Annotated in this window: 13 protein-coding genes; 6 read left to right on the top strand and 7 right to left on the bottom strand. The window is 64.6% G+C overall.

Features of this window, described 5'->3' with window-relative positions; all coding sequences use genetic code 11:
- Nucleotide 1: 1 nt before the first annotated feature.
- The 3 genes from KIK06_RS24095 (at nucleotide 2) to KIK06_RS24085 (ending at nucleotide 2964) form a co-directional block, all read left to right on the top strand.
- Nucleotides 2-1306, top strand: coding sequence for a radical SAM protein (locus tag KIK06_RS24095; RefSeq protein WP_268645213.1), 1305 nt, complete (start codon nucleotides 2-4; stop codon nucleotides 1304-1306).
- Nucleotides 1303-2160 (top strand): radical SAM protein, encoded by an 858-nt coding sequence (locus tag KIK06_RS24090; protein ID WP_268645212.1) that lies wholly within the window; start codon nucleotides 1303-1305, stop codon nucleotides 2158-2160. The genes KIK06_RS24095 and KIK06_RS24090 overlap by 4 nt, the downstream gene beginning before the upstream one ends.
- 123 nt (nucleotides 2161-2283) lie before the next feature.
- Nucleotides 2284-2964 carry a hypothetical protein gene (locus tag KIK06_RS24085; RefSeq protein ID WP_268645211.1) on the top strand — a complete coding sequence of 227 codons (681 nt, stop codon included), beginning with the start codon at nucleotides 2284-2286 and terminating at the stop codon, nucleotides 2962-2964.
- A 53-nt stretch (nucleotides 2965-3017) separates the two neighbouring features.
- Here KIK06_RS24085 and aspS read toward each other — a convergent pair whose 3' ends face one another.
- Nucleotides 3018-4340 carry an aspartate--tRNA(Asn) ligase gene (gene aspS / locus KIK06_RS24080; protein ID WP_268645210.1) on the bottom strand — a complete coding sequence of 441 codons (1323 nt, stop codon included), beginning with the start codon at nucleotides 4338-4340 and terminating at the stop codon, nucleotides 3018-3020.
- 432 nt (nucleotides 4341-4772) lie between these two features.
- A complete protein-coding gene (locus KIK06_RS24075; RefSeq protein WP_268645209.1) occupies nucleotides 4773-5561 on the bottom strand; it encodes an alpha/beta hydrolase in 789 nt (262 codons plus the stop codon).
- A gap of 270 nt (nucleotides 5562-5831) precedes the next feature.
- On the opposite strand from KIK06_RS24075, the gene KIK06_RS24070 reads away from it, so the two are divergent.
- Nucleotides 5832-6311 (top strand): GNAT family N-acetyltransferase, encoded by a 480-nt coding sequence (locus tag KIK06_RS24070; RefSeq protein WP_268645208.1) that lies wholly within the window; start codon nucleotides 5832-5834, stop codon nucleotides 6309-6311.
- A gap of 78 nt (nucleotides 6312-6389) precedes the next feature.
- Nucleotides 6390-6785 (top strand): NUDIX domain-containing protein, encoded by a 396-nt coding sequence (locus tag KIK06_RS24065; RefSeq protein WP_268645207.1) that lies wholly within the window; start codon nucleotides 6390-6392, stop codon nucleotides 6783-6785.
- A gap of 261 nt (nucleotides 6786-7046) precedes the next feature.
- Here the strand turns inward: KIK06_RS24065 and KIK06_RS24060 are convergent, their stop codons facing one another.
- Genes KIK06_RS24060 through KIK06_RS24050 form a run of 3 tightly spaced genes read right to left on the bottom strand, consistent with a single transcriptional unit; the run spans nucleotide 7047 to nucleotide 13379 of the window.
- Nucleotides 7047-10187 carry a type I restriction endonuclease subunit R gene (locus KIK06_RS24060; protein ID WP_268645206.1) on the bottom strand — a complete coding sequence of 1047 codons (3141 nt, stop codon included), beginning with the start codon at nucleotides 10185-10187 and terminating at the stop codon, nucleotides 7047-7049.
- A gap of 1 nt (nucleotide 10188) precedes the next feature.
- Entirely contained in the window at nucleotides 10189-11415 is a 1227-nt protein-coding gene (locus KIK06_RS24055) for a restriction endonuclease subunit S (RefSeq protein WP_268645205.1), read from the bottom strand.
- Nucleotides 11412-13379 carry a type I restriction-modification system subunit M gene (locus KIK06_RS24050; RefSeq protein ID WP_268645204.1) on the bottom strand — a complete coding sequence of 656 codons (1968 nt, stop codon included), beginning with the start codon at nucleotides 13377-13379 and terminating at the stop codon, nucleotides 11412-11414. The genes KIK06_RS24055 and KIK06_RS24050 overlap by 4 nt, the downstream gene beginning before the upstream one ends.
- Nucleotides 13380-14245: 866 nt before the next feature.
- Between KIK06_RS24050 and KIK06_RS24045 the strand changes: the two genes are divergently transcribed.
- Nucleotides 14246-14755 (top strand): hypothetical protein, encoded by a 510-nt coding sequence (locus tag KIK06_RS24045; RefSeq protein ID WP_268645203.1) that lies wholly within the window; start codon nucleotides 14246-14248, stop codon nucleotides 14753-14755.
- A 9-nt stretch (nucleotides 14756-14764) separates the two neighbouring features.
- Here KIK06_RS24045 and KIK06_RS24040 read toward each other — a convergent pair whose 3' ends face one another.
- Together KIK06_RS24040 and KIK06_RS24035 are read right to left on the bottom strand one after the other, a co-directional pair.
- A complete protein-coding gene (locus KIK06_RS24040) occupies nucleotides 14765-15247 on the bottom strand; it encodes a hypothetical protein (RefSeq protein ID WP_268645202.1) in 483 nt (160 codons plus the stop codon).
- A gap of 78 nt (nucleotides 15248-15325) precedes the next feature.
- Nucleotides 15326-15661 (bottom strand): MerR family transcriptional regulator, encoded by a 336-nt coding sequence (locus tag KIK06_RS24035; protein WP_017600500.1) that lies wholly within the window; start codon nucleotides 15659-15661, stop codon nucleotides 15326-15328.
- Nucleotides 15662-16417 lie beyond the last annotated feature (756 nt).

The following is a 16417-nucleotide window of genomic DNA, read 5'->3' as shown; positions in this document are numbered from 1 at the left end:
TATGACCTCTTCTTCCCAGCTCCTGTGGGGGAAGTACGTCCAGTACGACCGGGACGGGGAGTCCGTGCTCCTCGACCCGGTCGGTCTGGACAGCGTGTACCTCGACCGCGGGGAGGTCGCTGACCTCTCCGCGGTTCCCCCGACCGCGACTCATGACGCCCTCGCTGGGCTTGGCTTCACCCCGGACGGACCGCCGACCGACCGGCGTGAAGCCCTCCGTACCCGCCTCCACGACCTGGGCCTGGCCCCGACACCCAGCCGGATCAGCGGTCTGCGCGTCGTACTCACCGACCGCTGCAACATGGCGTGCACGTACTGCTTCGTCGACACCAACACCGGCAAGCCCGACATGACACACGAGGAGCTCGCAGAGGGGTTGACGTATCTCTTCGAACAGAACGCCGGGCAGCGGGAAGTCTCGATCCAGTGGTTCGGTGGTGAGCCGACGATCCGGTTCGACCTCATGCGCTACGGCGATGCGCTGGCTGACGAGCTCGCGTCACGGTACGACGTCGAGCGGATCCGCCGCACCGTCGTCACCAACGGAGCCCGTCTCACGGACGAGATGCTTGGGCACTTCGTCCGGTACCAGTACGGCATCGGCATCTCGGTCGATGGCCCGCCGGCCATCAACGCCGTCAACCGCAGGCTTCTCGGCGGTCAATCCGCCGACGGCCGCATCGGCGCCAACGTAGGGCGCCTGCTGGAGGCCGATGGCCTCTACGTGGGATGCAACCTCACACCGACGGCGGCCAACATCGGTCAGCTCGGCGAGACGGTCTCGTGGATCATCGAGGAACTCGGGCTGAAGTTCATCTACGTCAACACCCCGATCCCCTCCGGAGGGCGCTGGCGCGTCAAGGGAGGCGACCTCGCGCGCGAACTCTATGAGGCCCGGCTCACCGCGCTCAGCAAGGGCGGCATGCTCTTCTCCGTCCTCGACCGTGCCTTCCAGGCTCTCGATACCCGGCGCCCGATGCTCTTCGACCACATGCAGGGTGACCGAAGCCTCAACGCTGCCCTGCTGCCCGGCAACAGGATCAGCCTGTGCGACATCAACTTCACCGAGCCCAGCTTCATCCACACGCTCGATGAGTTGCGCGCTGGCCCGGAGCTGTTGGGTGGCGTCGCCAAGGAAGTCGCCCCGTACGAGAAATGCGGCGACTGTCCAGCGCTGGCCATCTGCGGCGGGCCGTCACGCAATGAGCAGGCCCTGGTGGGTGCGGACGCGCCTGATGAGGAGATGTGCGCCTTCTACACCGGAACGGTCGAGATCGCGGTCTGGGACAACACGGGGGTGCAATGAGCACCCTACGGTTCCGGACCGCGCTCGTCTCCACCGCCGGGCACTGCGCCGTCGCGTGCGGATTCTGCTTCCGGGCCGATCGGGCCCACGGATTCCTGGACGTCGCGACGTACACCCGTTCCCTGTCCCGCCTCAGGGAGATCGGCGTCGAGAGTATCTGCCTCACGGGCGGTGAGCCGACGCATCACCCCGAGCTCCGCCAACTGATCCGCCTCGCTCACCAGTTCGGCCTGCCCGTCTCCGTGGTGACCTCGGCCCGTACCGAGGCCGAGGTCACCGCTCTCGCTGAGGTCGTACATCTCGTGGAGAACGTGACTGTCTCCGCGGATTCGCGCGGTGCGATGAAGCTGGGCCGGACCAAGCGTTGCGTAGGGTCGGGAATCAATACCCTGCTGACGATCGACGCTCCCGCAAGCGTCCTGCACGTCAGCTACTGGGACCTCACTGACGACGAATGCCGTGAGCTGGCGCGGCTCGTGGCGGAGGCGGGCACGGAGCTCCAGTTCAGCCCGGTCTTGCTCGACGGGCACGCGATCCACCGTGCCCGGATGACCGTGGCTGGCTACGAGGAGCGGCAACAACTCGATGCGGCCGTACTCGAGCGTCACTTCAATCTCGGGGATGGCTTTCGCGACTACCTCGCCCATCTGCGGTCCATGCGGAGCTCACCAGGATGCCGGCACCTCTGCCAGTCGCGAGCGCTGTACGTCTCCGCTGAGGGCCAGCTGAGGCGCTGCCCGTACAGCGAAGTCGGCGTGAGCACCCACCAACCCCGGTCTGACGTCAGGGAGTTCCTCGTCCGGCCGACCACCGACCGGGTCACAACAGAGTGCGCTGCCATCTGCCGCCCCTGACACCGTGCGAGGTCATTCGTGCAGACACCCGTCACGACATCCGAAGAGTTCATCGCCCGTTGGCGGACACCACCGAACTTCCCTGTCGCGGCCCCCTTGGTCCCCTTCGACTTCCAGTTTCCGATGGCCGTTGACGTCCTCGACCACATCAGACGCGACAACGAGGTGCGCTACACCGTCCTCGATCCGGACGACTGGCAGGTCCGTCTGGACCGCACGGCGGCCTTCCGGAGCGCACCGCTGGAGGAGCTGCTGACCTGGCGCTTTCGGCTGGTGCACTTCAACCTGAGCCGCTTCTACAAGGACTTCCTGGAGGGCTTCCAGGACGACGTCATGACCCCGTGGCGCACGTTTCTCTCAGCGCAGGGCTTCACCTGGCAGCGATGTGCTCCACTGCTGTTCATCTCCAGTCAGGGCGCCGCCTCGACCTACCACAACGACAACTCTCATGGACTGGTGTGGCAGGTCGAGGGTGTCAAGACGTTCCACAGCTACGTCGACCCTGACCGAGTCCTCGCGGCGGAGGACGCCGTCATCGGCAAAACCACAGCCGAAGAACCGCCCGCCCATATCGAAGCTGAGCGTCTCTCCATCCGCATGAAGCCGGGAGACATGCTGTGGAGCCACGCCCTCACACCCCACTGGGTCACCAGTGAGACACCGCTCAGCATGAGCATCAACCTCTCCCACGGCGCCCTGTGCCACCACGGCGTCTACGCCGAACGGGAAGTGGCCCTGCGCCGCTACTGGGACGACCATCCCGCCGAAGCCTGGCTCCACGACCTGCGCAACACCCGCTACTGACGGGAACCGGGGTGGTCCTGCCACGACGGGCAGGACCACCCTCAGGCGCGTCTCTACGGCGTCAGTCGGTTGGGGCCACGGAAGAGGAAGCTGGCCTCGCGGATGGAGTCCAGACCGAGCAGCACCATCAGGACACGGCTGAGGCCCATACCGAGACCGCCGTGCGGCGGGCAGCCGTACCGGAAGGTGTTCAGGTAGTCCTGCATGGGCCCGGTGTTCATGTCCTTCTCGGCGGCCTGCTTGAGCAGGACGTCGTACCGGTGCTCACGCTGGGCACCCGTGGTGATCTCCAACCCCTTCCACAACAGGTCGAAGCTGCACGTGAGGTCGGGCCGTCCGACCGGACGCATGTGGTAGAAGGGCCGGATACTGGCCGGGTAGTCAGTGACGAAGACGAACTCATGCCCCGTCTCTCGCTGGATGTGGGCGGCGATCCCGCGTTCCCCCTCCGGGTCCAGGTCCTCCTTGCCGCCTTCGGGGTCCCAGCCCCCGGCGCGGAGGATGTCCTGGGCTTCGGCCATGGTGATTCGCGGGAACGGCGCCGACGGGACCGTCACGTCGACGCCGAACGCTTCCTGGATCGCCTCACCGTGGGCGTCGGCGACCTTGGCCAGCGCGTGCGCGAGCATCCGCTCCTCGAAGGCCATGACGTCTTCGACGTCCGAGATCCAGGCCAGCTCGACGTCCACGCCGGTGAACTCGGTCGCGTGCCGGGAGGTGAAGGAAGGTTCGGCACGGAAGACAGGACCGATCTCGAAAACCTTGTCGATACCGGCCGCGATCGCCATCTGCTTGAAGAACTGCGGTGACTGGGCCAGATAGGCGTCTCGGTCGAAGTAGCCGAGCTTGAACACCTCGGCGCCGGACTCCGAGGCGGTGCCCATCAGCTTGGGGGTGTGCATCTCGGTGCACCCCTGCGCGTAGGCGTACTCGCGCATGCCCTGCTCGAGGGTGGTCTGCACAGCGAAGAGCAACTGAGCGGGGAAACGGCGACGCACGTCCAGGAAGCGCCAGTCCAGACGCTGCTCGAGCCCGGTGTGCTCGTCGATGGGCAGAGGGGTTTCGGCCAGGTTCAGGATCTCGACGGACTCGGGGATGATCTCCAGTCCACCGAGCTTGACGATGGGGTTGTCGACCACGCGGCCGGTGATGCGGACGGCTGACTCCGTGGTCAGACGCTCCAACTCCGCCTCGACAACGTCACCAGCGCCACCTCGCTTGTGCGTGACCTGGGCCATGCCGGTGTGGTCCCTCACGACCACGAACTGGATCTTGCTCTGCAGGCGAAGGGTGTTCACCCATCCTGAGATCGAAACAGACTCTCCGACGTGTTCTCGCAGGTCAGCGACCAGTACACGGCTCGTCGGATGGATCACAGCAGTCCTCCAAAGGACCTCGTCATGATCCCTTGGGAGTGCGGGCGAGAAGGGCAACTCGCGGTGCCACCGCACTTTCGTCGCTCGGGCAGCGACCTCGTTCGGGCCCTGTGACGGGGGCCATCCGGCGGGGCATGGGGCCACAGAGGGCCGTTCCTCCCCGCGCTCGGGAGGGTCTTCACCCGGGGCGCAAGACTGCCTTCCCAGCTACCGGCAGTTCTCTCGGCTCACGTGGTCCCGCGGCTACTCGTCTCCGTCAACGCGTTGCGAGAAAGCATAGGAGGCCAGAAGCAGCCCGCGCAACGAGGAAAGCCATGACCACTGAAAAACAGGATATGGCACAGATTCTGTGGTTCGGCGTCGTTGGCCACCATGCCGTGGACACGCCCCTTGCCCAAGGCGAACTCGTCCACCCCGATCACGCGAAGCTTCTCATCTTCTGCGCTGTGCCCTCGCCACGAGCCAGTCCACCGAAACCCCGATCGCCTCGTCCTCCCGCTCGGTGGAATCGAAACCGTGGTCGGACCCCTGCACCGTGTGGAAGTCCGCGTCGGCCCGGGCGAAGGCAGCGGCCCTGGCGATGTCGTAGGACACGTAGCTGTCCTGGTCACCGTGGACCACGAGCGAGGGAACGCGGGATGACGTGTAGGCGCTGAGGGGGTCGTACAGGCTGAACTCGCGCCACATGATCGGGCTGATGGGAAACTCACCGTCGATCAACAACTGACCGCTGGCGCCCAACTCCCGCTGTTGGTCAGGACCGAAGTTCTCCACTCCCCAGGGGAGCTCTGGGTTGAGGAAGGTGTGCTTCAGGTCGAGTACGGGGTTCCACAGGACGAGGGAGTCGATCCGATCACCGAGTACAGGAAGCAGGAGTGAAGAGGACACGGCCCCGAAGCTCGCGGCCAGAACGGAGAGCGGTTCGGGCCAAGCGTTCAGAGCGTGCTCGATGACCGACTGGAGGTCCAACATCTCGCCAGCGACGGTCACACCGCGGGGCGTCCCACCGCTCTTGCCGTGCCCACGGTAGGAGAACCGAACGACGTTTAACCCCCTGTCGGACAGGACCTCGGCCAGGCGGACGAACATGCCGCCCTCGTCCTTGTCGACGGTGATGCCGTGAGCCTGGACAACGGTGCCCCTCGAGCGGTCCCCTTTGGAAGGGTGCAGGACCGCATCGAGCGGGACGCCGTCGGCGCTGACTACGTCGAGGATGCGCATGAGCTGGACTCCCTGAGCAGGGGTTTGGGGCGGACTCCTCCTCCAAAGAGCTGGTGCAAACGTTCTGCCCGGAGCGATGCGAACTCGGACGAGAACCGGCCCCTGGACCAGACGACGCCGAAAGGGTACTGGCCAACAGGCACTACGGACAGAACGAGAGCGAAGCTGGCCTCCGCTGGCGGTCCCGCACCAAACGTCCCAGCATGTGCTCAGCCACATGGCACACCAATTGACCACCATCGTCCACCAGGTCCACACCGAGGAACGCCCATGATCGTCACACCCCTTCACCCCGAACGGATCGGCGAAGTCCTGCACCTCATGGAGCTCGGCGAGCCGTACATCTCCGCGCGCACCCTGTCCGACTACTGGCTCTACGCCACTCTGTTCTCCTCCACCTGCCCCATCGCCGTCGCCGACGACGGCACCATCGCCGGAGCGGTGATGGCCTTCCGCAGCCAGGACGACCCGGCGGACGTCTACGTGCAAGACGTCATGACCCACCCGCGACACCGGCGCCAGGGGATCACACGAGCGCTCCTGAACAGCGTGCGCTCCCAGGCCGAGGTGTGGGGGTGCCGACGTCTGTACCTCACCTCGGAGCCCGACAACGACGTGGCGCACGCCAGTTGGACTGCGCTTGGTTTCGTCAACGTCCCCGGTGACCGGGAGGTCAACGGTGTCTCGGTCATCAGCGATTTCAAGGGACCGGGGCGTCATCGCGCCGTGTACCAGTTGAGCCTGGACTGAACGTCGCGCGGTGGCGGGTCCTTCCGCCCCGCGTGTCGACGGCGCTTGGAACCCCCACGACGGAGGAGCGTATCCACCATGGGCAGGACCGAGTACTACCACGACCCCGCCGCGCCCAAGGCCAATACCCTGATCCCCGCGAGCAACCTGCTGGTGGTCAATGACCAGGGCGCCATCCTCCTCCAACGGCGGAGGGACACCGGCCAGTGGGCGCTGCCCGGCGGCGCCCAGGACATCGGCGAGTCCGCCGCCCAGTGCGCGGTGCGTGAATGCGCCGAGGAGACGGGTGTCCTCGCCGAGGTGACCGGCTTCCTCGGCGTGTACTCCAACCCGGCCCACATCGTCGCCTACACCGACGGGGAGATCCGCCAGCAGTTCGAGGCGGCATTCCGAATAGCGGGTCGCCAGCGACTACCTCGGACTGCCCATACAGATTCTCCTGGACATTCGCGCATACAACAAAAAGCCCAATAGGAAACAAAGCGTTCTCTAGCTGCCATACCCCCCATTCATACAGCCTCGCGTGCACTCAAGGGTGCCCCATACCGGTGGGAGTTCATGCACCCTGAAGGTGAACGGACCGGCAGAAGGCGGGGTAACCGGGTACAACCAGGGAACGCGCAACGACCCTGACTGAGATCTCTCTCATTTATGCAGGTCAACCCCTGCCACTGGGCAGTAGACGGTCCCAACAAACACCAGAGCCTCCCATCACGTCTGGTACGGAACACACTGTCAGGAGAGCTCTGTGGCCTCGCTGGCTGCCTCTGTCTGTTCAACGACGACGGTGTGGAACCACTTGGCGATCTCGGCGACCAGCTGCGCCTTGCCGGGAGCACTGGCGAAGAAGTAGTCGCTCATCTTGTTGTGCGCGCCCTGGTTCTCCGCGACCGCGATGGTGACAGCATCGTCGAAGTCGGGGGACTCGGCGAACTGGGTGGGGGTGTTGGCCTTGGCCTGCTGCACCAGCTCCTCGTTCTCCAACAGTGCGGCAAGCAGAGCCTCAGCGAAGGACACCTTCTGCGAGGAGGTGAAGTCCTCGTTGCCGAACATGTCGTTGAGCCGTTCCAGGACGTCCTGGAACGCGACCATCTTCGGATCCTTCTTGCCCGCCGACCCCGCGCCCGTCATGCCCTTGAGAGCGGCATCCTTCCCGCCCAGGACGATGTCCGCCTTACCCTTGTCGATCTGCTTAACGTTCTGCAGCACGACGTCAGACAGATCAATCGGGGCGGTGTAGTTGCCGGGCTGAATCCGACGGGCCAGCAGCCGCAGGTAGATGCTGCGCTTCTCCAGGTCCGCATCACCGTAGTCGACGATCTGGCTCATGAAGTCGTACAGGCGCACGAACGTGCCGACGTCCTTACGGAAGGTGTCGAGGGTGTCCAGTGCGCCCTTGTCACCCTCACCGCTGTTCGCCTCCAGGGCCGCTGTGTACTGGCCCTGGAACCGCTGCTTGCCCGGGTTCACCGCAGCAGTCAGGGCGTTGTTGCCCTTCTCCGTCACCCATGCCTCAGCACACTGGTCGAGTTCGGCCAGTGTGTAGATCCCGGAGGCGTCGAGCTTGGCGGACAGGTCGTGCACCAGGTTCGGGTCGGTTTCCTGTTCCAGGTGCACGTCGGTGTAGTACGGCTCGAAGGCCTTCTGGATCTCTGCCGGGTCGTTGGCGAAGTCCACGATCTGTGTCATCGCGGAGGTCTTCTGCTTGCCTGAGGGGGTGACGTAGGTGCGGTTCAGGCGGGAGAGGGTCTGGACCGCCTCTACTCCCGAGAGGAGCTTGTCGACGTACATGGCGCATAGCAGCGGCTGGTCGAAGCCCGTCTGGAACTTCTTGGCGACGATCATGACCCGGTAAACGTCATCCTCGAACGCCGAGCGCAGGTCGTACACACCGGGGTTCATGTTCGCTTCAGTGAAGTCGTCCGGCCCGGACTCGCTGTCCTCGACCTTGCCGGAGAACGCGACCAGGGTGCCGTAGCCCAGCTTCTTCTTGGCGATGTAGTCGTCGATCGCCCTCTTGTACCGGACAGCGGCCTTGCGGGAGTCGGTGACCACCATGGCCTTGGCGTGACCGTCCAGGAGATGTGCGACGTTGGAGCGGAAGTGCTCGACGATGATCGCAGCCTTCTGCGTGATGGTCTGCGGGTCGAGCTTCACCCACCCCATGACCTTCTTCGTCGCCTCGTTCTGGTCCACTTCCGTGTCGCCGGATGGAGCGTTCTGGCCGACCTGGAAGGCCAGCTTGAAGGAGTGGTAACCGCGCAGGACGTCCAGGATGAAGCCCTCCTCGATGGCCTGCTTCATCGAGTAGACGTGGAATGGCTGCGGGGGCACGTCCTGGCCGTTGGGCACACGACCGAACAGCTCCAGCGTCTTGCCCTTGGGCGTAGCGGTGAACGCGAAGTAGGAGATGTTCTGGCTGTTGGCCCGCTCGGAGGCCTCGGCAGCCAGGACCGCCTCGACGTCGACCTCTCCACCTTCCTCGACCTCCTTGAGTTCCTCGGAGGTCAGCACGGCCTTCAGCTTGGCGGCGACCTGCCCGGACTGGGAGGAGTGCGCCTCATCGGCGATGACGGCGAACTTCTTGTCCTTCAAACCCTGGGACTTGCGGATCTCGGCCATCGCGTAGGGGAAGGTCTGGATGGTGACGACGATGATCAGCTTGCCCGCGGCCAGGGCCTTGGCCAGCACCCCCGACTTGGAGGTGCCCTCGCGGGCCGCCTGTCTTCGGTCGATGGCCGTCACGATGTCCTGCTCGTTGCTGATCTGCTTGATCGCGTCCTGGAGCTGGCTGTCCAACACGGTACGGTCGGTGACCACGATGACCGAGTCGAACACCTTGGTGTTGTCCACCTGAAGGCGGGCCATGCGGTGGGCCAGCCAGGAGATCGAGTCGGTCTTGCCCGAGCCCGCCGAATGCTGGACCAGATATCGGCGCCCGGCGCCCTCGGCGATGACGGCGTCGGTTATCTGGGTGACGGCCTCCCACTGGTGGAAACGCGGGAAGCGCAGCGTGGCCGACTTCGTGGTCTTGCCGGTGATCGGGTCGGTACGCTGTTCGTGTTTGATGTACATGAACCGGCCGAAGATGTTCAGCCACGCATCCCGCTGCAGCACCCGCTCCCACAGGTAGGACGACGGCGACCCGTCGGGGTTGAGCGGGTTACCCGCCCCGCCATCCTCGGTGCCTCGGTTGAACGGCAGGAAGTGGGTTCTAGCCCCGGCCAGCTTCGTGGTCATCCAGACCTCGTCGTTGGACACCGCGAAGTGCACCAGCGCACCACGCCCGGAGGTGAACAGCGGCTGGACGTGCTTGCTGCCCGGGTCCTTCGGCTGGCGGCTCGTCTTGTACTGCTGCTTGGCGTCCTCGACCGTCTGCGTGAAGTCCGTCTTCAGCTCGGCTGTGGCCACGGGCAACCCGTTGATGAAGAACACCAGGTCCACGCTGCGCTGATCGTTCGTGGAGAAGTGGACCTGCCGCATCACACGCAGGCGCACCTTCTCGTATTCCGCCACTGTCGTGGCGTTCAAGGTGGACTCGGGCTTGAAGTGGCACACGCGGAACCGGGCTGACAGGTGCTTGAACCCCTGGCGCAGCACGTTGAGCGTGCCGCCAGCGCTCTCCATGTCGATCGACAGACACTTCACCAACCGGTCCAGGACTTGGTTTCGCTGCTTGATCTCGTCCGCAGCACCCGGCTTGACGACCTTGGCCAGCTCGATCGGCTGCGTTTCCTGGAGCCACCCGAAGAAGTCCGCCGGGTATAGAGCGCGCTCGCGATCGTAGCCGGTGTCGTCCTTGGAGTACAGCCAGCCGTGGGCGGCCAGGTACTCGCACAGCTCGTTCTCGAACTCTACCTCGTTGTGCTGCGCCAACTCAGGCCTCCTGGCGGACGTCGATCTGGCCGGTAACTGCTGCGGTGATGAGGGCGGAACGTCGCTCTTGAGACAGCTCGATCAGTCGCTCGGATTCGGCGATCAGGTTGTCGATCCGGGAAGTCTCTTGGGCAAGTCGTTCAACGATCTGCTGCTGCTCATTCAGAGACGGCACAGGGACTCGAAGTGCTTTAATGTCGTCAAGCGCAAGTTGGACTTTGGTCCCGCCGAGTGCACCTCCGGAAAGCTGGTTCTGCCCTTTGGTAGTGAGCATGAAGTAACCAGTGAACTTAGGGTCAAGAACGGACATGTCGATCCGGCACAGTGCGACGTGTTGGCTTACGTAGGAGTCTGCCCACTCCTGATCAGCAACTGCAACCGAACCGATATAGGCGGTGATTGAAAAGAGAAGATCACCTACCTTCAGTCTTGCGCGCTGCCCCTCGTAGACGTTCGGGGGAAGGTCTACACGTTGCACTTCACCTCTCAGAGAAAGAGAACCCCTCGGCAGATTTCCGATTCGCACGAACACGTCACCAGAATCTGCGTAGTATTCACCCCACCCGCGTGATCCACTAGTTAGAAATCGAATAAACCTTCGAAGTTGAATCCCCTTCTCTGAGAAACTGCCGAACGCATGGTCGATCATCGCCTGGCGCCGCTCTCTCAGCATCTCGATGAGTCGCTGTTGATCGGCGATCAGGGTGTCGATCTGCGCTGTCTCTCGGTCGATGTACGCGACGATCTCGCCCTGTTCAGCTCGAGGTGGGCGAGGAAGAAGCATCGACTTGAAGGACGCCTTATCAAACGAGGTAGAACGCTCACGGATCCCCTTGGCGAGAGACTGGATGAATCCAGCCTGAGCGGCGACACGTAGTGTGTGTGCAATGTAGTAAGGGTCATCATCAGGCGTCCGATAGATGTGGACAACAGGAGACATCTTCCCGTCCGAATCCGAGACTCCGATGGCTCCGGCAAAGCCGTCCATGCTGTGGATGACCAATTCTCCTGCACGCACACCTTGGTATCCGATCTCCTGGATGGCCTCCGTGAACCCATCCATCCGCCGGTTTGCGCGTAGCGTTACTTTACCGTCGCGAAAAGCGGTGACAATCCCGTCACCTTCAGACGCGGGTCGCTGAATAAGCTTGGTCATCGTCTTCCCAGGTGCAACGTTCCAGTACGAGGGAAGCGAAGCCAGCCATGCTGGACGCTCAATGTTGGTCACGCCTCGACCTCCCGCAGCAGGCTCATGATCTTGGCGATCTGCGCTTCCAGGTCGCTATCGATCTCCTCCAGCGGGCGTGGCGGGGTGTACGTGTAGAACAACCGGGTGAACGGGATCTCGTAGCCGACCTTCGTCTTCTTCGTGTCGACCCATGCGTCCGGCACGTGCGGGACCACCTCGGCCTCGAAATACGCCTTGACGGTCCCATCCCGCCCCACATCGCCCAGGGTGTTGCCGCTATACGTGAAAGGCACGTTCTCCGTGTCGCGCTTGGAAGTATCGGGCTCAGGGTTGCCCTTGGCGTCCCTGAAGATCTCCGCTGACTCGTCACGTTCGCCCACGGACCTGGCCAGGTGGCGGTACTGCGCCTTGGTCAGCTTCAGCCCCGCTTCGACGAACTTCTCGAGGGCAGCCTCGATGAACTTCTCCTGGCTTAGGTAGACCTGATCACCCATCCCAGCCAGTGCAGCCAGGAACGGTGCCGGGTCAGCGCCCTTGCCGAACGCTTTGGCCAACGCCCCGTCATCCAGGTCAGTCACGCGGGCCGCTGAAAAATTCAAGCGCAGGGGGCGCTCAACGGTGATCGTCCAATATCCGAAGTCGGTGTTGTTCAGGATCTTGGAGTTCTCGCCCTCGGTGAAGGCGTCATAGATCTTTACGATCTGCTCTCGGGCGGCTGCGTCGACCTCCTTGCGCTTGGAGCCCATGCCCTTACGCATTCTGGTCCACATGTCAGAGGCGTCGATCAGTTGGACCTTGCCCCGGCGTTCGGGCTGCTTGGTGTTGTCGAGGACCCAGATGTAGGTGGAGATGCCGGTGTTGAAGAAGATGTCGGTGGGCAGCGCGACGATCGCGTCCACCAGGTCGTTCTCGAGCAGCCACCGGCGAATCTCTGACGGGCCGGACTCGGCAGCGCCGGTGAACAGCGGGGAACCGTTCAGGACGATGCCCGCACGGCCACCGCCCTCGTGGGCGGGGCGCATCTTGTGGGCCAGGTGCGTCAGGAAGAGCATCTGACCGTCGGAGACCGACGGCAGGCCCGGAGCGAAGCGACCGTTCGGACCGCCCTTCTTGTGTTCCTCCTTGACGTCGGCTTCCGAGGCCTTCCAGTCCACGCCATAGGGCGGGTTGGACATGCAAAAGTCGAAGTGCTTGTTGTAGAACCTGTCGTGGGCAAGGGTGTCGCCGAGCTTGATGTTGTCGACATTCTGGCCCTTACCGATCATGTCGGACTTGCAGATGGCGTAGGACTGGTCGTTGATCTCCTGCCCGTATAGGCGTAGCCGGGCCTTCGGGTTGCGCTCCAGCAGGCGTTCCTCGGCCACCGAGAGCATGCCGCCCGTGCCGACGGTGGGGTCGTAGATCGAGCGGATAGTCCCCGGCTCCAGCAGGGCCTCGTTCTCCTCCGCAAACAGCAGGTCGACCATGAGGCGGATCGCGTCGCGCGGCGTGTAGTGCTCACCGGCCTCCTCGTTGGAGGCTTCGGCGAACTTGTAGATCAGGTGCTCGTACAGGTCACCCATCGCCGCGTTGGGGACGGTGTCGGGGTGGAGGTCGACCTCGGCGAACTTGGAGACGATCAGGTACAGCCGGTTCTTCTCGTCGAGCTTATTGATCTCGGCTTCGAAGCCGAAGCGCTCGAAGACATCGATGTTGTCGGAGAAGTGCGAGATGTAGTCGATCAGGTTGGCGCGCAGGCCCTCGGGATCCTCGAGCAGCCGTTCGAAGTCGAACTTGGAGGTGTTGTAGAAGGCCAGACCGGTCTTGAGCTTGACCTGGACGTCGAGGGCACCGCCGTCATACTTCTTGGCCAGGGCGCGAACCTCGTCCCGTGTGGGTTCGAGCAGGCAGTCCAGGCGTCGCAGGATGGTGAACGGGAGGATGACGCCGCCGTACTGGTGCGGCCTGTAGACGCCTCGCAGCTGGTCAGCGATCGACCATACGAAGTTACCCAGGGTGCTCAACTCGGTCCCGCTCTCTGACGCCGGTGGTGTGGGGCAATCATCGCAGAGGCTACCGACGTCTACCGGTGAGATGGTCGTGATTGTGAGCGAAGGTCTGGCTCGCAGCCGTCGTGGGGTAGTCCCGCTCTCGGCAGGGAACGCGCGATAGGCGACTGGTCACCGCAAGCATCGACTCCGCTGTGTTCTCAGCATGCGGGGGTGTGATCTCAGGAACAGCACCTCGAGTCGCCAGCGGACTTGATCCGCACCTCGGGCGAGGCCGGAATCGCTCCGTTGCGGCTCCGGTGTTCCGGAACCCGGTGGCACGGGGCGGTCTCACGTGGTCTCCGGTGGCATGACGGCCCCCGGTCAGGTCGGAGCGAACCGGGTCATACCGCCACGAACCGCTCGCCTTCCCGCGGACTTTTAATCCGTTAGCAGCGGCAGGCTCCCGGTGCACCCGCGCGGGTGCACCGAAACGGGCCGAGGTGTGCACCCGGAGGGTGGACGGGGCCCGGCGGAACACAGGCCAACCCGGCACAACCAGGGAAATCACAACGCCCCTACCTGCAATTTCTCGCACCTTCGCAGGTCAGGGCACTTGCCGACCCCAGTTCGATTCCCGTCATCCGCTCCGTTCGAAAGACGGCCCCTGACGCGCGAGAACGCTTCGCGCACCAGGGGCCGTTTTCGCGTTGGGGGCGCACCAGCGGGTGCACGGGGGTGGACGGAGGGCCACGCCTCGGCGACCTTCCACCCGACAGCGCTGGATCATCGGTTGTCGCCCAGGCGATACGAACGTTGAACCAGGGCGCTACGCAACCCGATCCACCTTGATGCCGACGCCCTGCTCGCACACGCTGAGTACGACGACGTGCCCTTCCCGCATGAGGCCGAGACCGTTGAGAAGGCGGTCAGGAGGCGGCACGATCGGCGTCTCCAGGTTCGGCGCCAACCTGGCCGCGGGAAGCGATGTGGAGCTACGGTCCACCTACACCTTGGCTCCCAAGGAGAAGGCCGCCGTCAGTAAGGTCATCGACGGTCTGATCCAGCGCCTTGCCGTGACCGTCTTCCCCGACGAGACCCATGCCTTGGGCAAGGATCTCGTGGTCGAGCTGAACGGGCAGACGCGCATCACGGCGGCGAGCCTGGTCGGCAAGATGTTCTACGTCATGCGCATGCTGCTGGACAGCACCGAAGGTGACATCGAGGCGGTCCTCGACATGAGCGCAGAGGACGACGAGGCCTCCCAAGCCCTGAAGCGGGTCTACCTGCGGAACGAGCCGCTGCCGGTCCCGACGGCCGCGCTCACCGCGCCGGGTGCCCGGCCCACCGCTTGGGCGGGTACGAGGTGGTGGGCCACGCCCCCACCAGCAGGGTCGCTCCCATCACGATGAGCGCGATCGTCACGGGCGTCGCCGGGCCCGGCGACGCCGTATCCCCACGATCACACCGAGCAGCGCCACCGGTACGAGGACGGCGATCAGGACCCCCTTCGTCACGGCCCACTGCCATGAGTAGTCGGTCGTGTAGGCGAACGTCCTGAAGAACCCGCTGGGGCCAAGGCGCACGTCGCCGATGGCGGTCGGCATCGGGTCGCTGCGGCTGAGCCGCACGGCGTCCCTGCTGAGGACCACGTCCTGCCGGATGATGCTGCCGTCACCACTGGTGAACGTCCCCACCAGGGCGCAGCCACCGTTGTTGCACGACCTGTCCACGGGGGTGAACGTGCCCACCGGACCGCTCACCAGGGTCTCCCGGCCGGAGAGGCCCTCCGCGGCCTGGAACAGCCCGGGGAGGGAGGACAGCAGCAGGAGGACGCAGACCAGCACCCCGACGAGGATCCTGCCGGAACCGTTCGCGGACGGGGAGGGAGGGGGCGTCATCACGCGGGAATCCTACTGGCCGTGCCCGACCCGACGCCCGGTGGAGGCCGCCCCACAGGGTCGCAGCGGGTGTGGTGAGTGTCAGTCCTCGTCTCGGTCCTGTCCTCGGGCAGCGGCCCTCAGCTCCTCGTTGATCCGGTGGGCCTCCTCCAACTGGTCCTCCAGGATGATGATCCTGCACGCGGACTCGATGGGTGTGCCCTGGTCCACGAGTTCGCGCGCCCGGGCGGCGAGCCTGAGCTGGTAGCGGGAGTAGCGGCGGTGCCCGCCCTCCGAACGCAGGGGCTCGATCAGTTTCGCCTGGCCCAGGGCGCGCAGGAAGGCCGGCGTGGCGCCGATCATCTCCGCGGCGCTGCCCACGGTGTAGGCGGGGTAGTCGTCATCGTCGAACCGGTCACCGGTGTCGGGACGGGACAAGTGCGTGTCTTCCTTCTTGTGAACGCACGTCGAGGGCCCCAACGCCGAACGGCGCTGGGGCCCGAGAGTTCAATACCACCTACCGGCCGCTGCCGGTCTTCCGCTTCCCGAAGTCAAGCCGGTACGGGATCGCGGGGATCGCGGTTGTGTGACCGTGGACCACCCTCTTCCAGAACAGGGCCCTGCGGTACCCGAGCGGGATTCCCGCCTCGCCCGGGCGATCCTGATGGCATCTACTCCTCTCGATCTCACTTCGTGCACTACTTCTTCGACTGCGGCCCTGGCGGCTCGACCGGCGCGGTTGGAGCGTGCGCCGGTCGAGCCCTGCCGCGTCCTTCTTCCTGCCGCGGCCTCCCCCGTACGAGCGGGAGACCGGTCCTGCGGTACTGCTTGACCTTCTGTACTGCTGTCCTACCGGCTCCCGGTGTCTTCAAGCACGTGCACACCGTCGAGCCGTCCTGCTTCACTTCCTGCGCGGTGTCCCCCAAACGGGCGGGACACCGGTACTGCGGTGCTACCGGCCCCCGGCGCCGTACAGCCAAGCGCGCCGGTCGGGCCGTCCTGCTCTCCACCGGCGTATCCGGTGGCCCAGCCGTGGATCTCTTCGGCTACGACAGGAAATGTAGCAGCACGGGGAAGCCATGTCTACTCTCGCCGCTACAGGTTTGCGATGCTTGTCGGGGAAGGCTTCCTGGAGTCCCGAGATCGTTCGGCTGCCGGCCGGCCCGACCTCCAGCGCCCGGGCCGAAGATCCTC

This window comes from Nocardiopsis sp. EMB25, from assembly GCF_026797795.1.
Taxonomy (GTDB): domain Bacteria; phylum Actinomycetota; class Actinomycetes; order Streptosporangiales; family Streptosporangiaceae; genus Nocardiopsis; species Nocardiopsis lucentensis.
The sequence above is the reverse complement of the archived record's forward strand: the minus strand, read 5'-3'. Positions and strand labels throughout refer to the sequence as shown.

Bases quoted from the DNA above. Each gene is read 5' to 3' on its own strand.
- KIK06_RS24095 (WP_268645213.1), top strand. From the start codon at position 2: ATGACCTCTTCTTCCCAGCTCCTGTGGGGGAAGTACGTCCAGTACGAC.
- KIK06_RS24090 (WP_268645212.1), top strand. From the start codon at position 1,303: ATGAGCACCCTACGGTTCCGGACCGCGCTCGTCTCCACCGCCGGGCAC.
- KIK06_RS24085 (WP_268645211.1), top strand. From the start codon at position 2,284: ATGGCCGTTGACGTCCTCGACCACATCAGACGCGACAACGAGGTGCGC.
- KIK06_RS24075 (WP_268645209.1), bottom strand. From the start codon at position 5,561: ATGCGCATCCTCGACGTAGTCAGCGCCGACGGCGTCCCGCTCGATGCG.
- KIK06_RS24070 (WP_268645208.1), top strand. From the start codon at position 5,832: ATGATCGTCACACCCCTTCACCCCGAACGGATCGGCGAAGTCCTGCAC.
- KIK06_RS24065 (WP_268645207.1), top strand. From the start codon at position 6,390: ATGGGCAGGACCGAGTACTACCACGACCCCGCCGCGCCCAAGGCCAAT.
- KIK06_RS24045 (WP_268645203.1), top strand. From the start codon at position 14,246: ATGAGGCCGAGACCGTTGAGAAGGCGGTCAGGAGGCGGCACGATCGGC.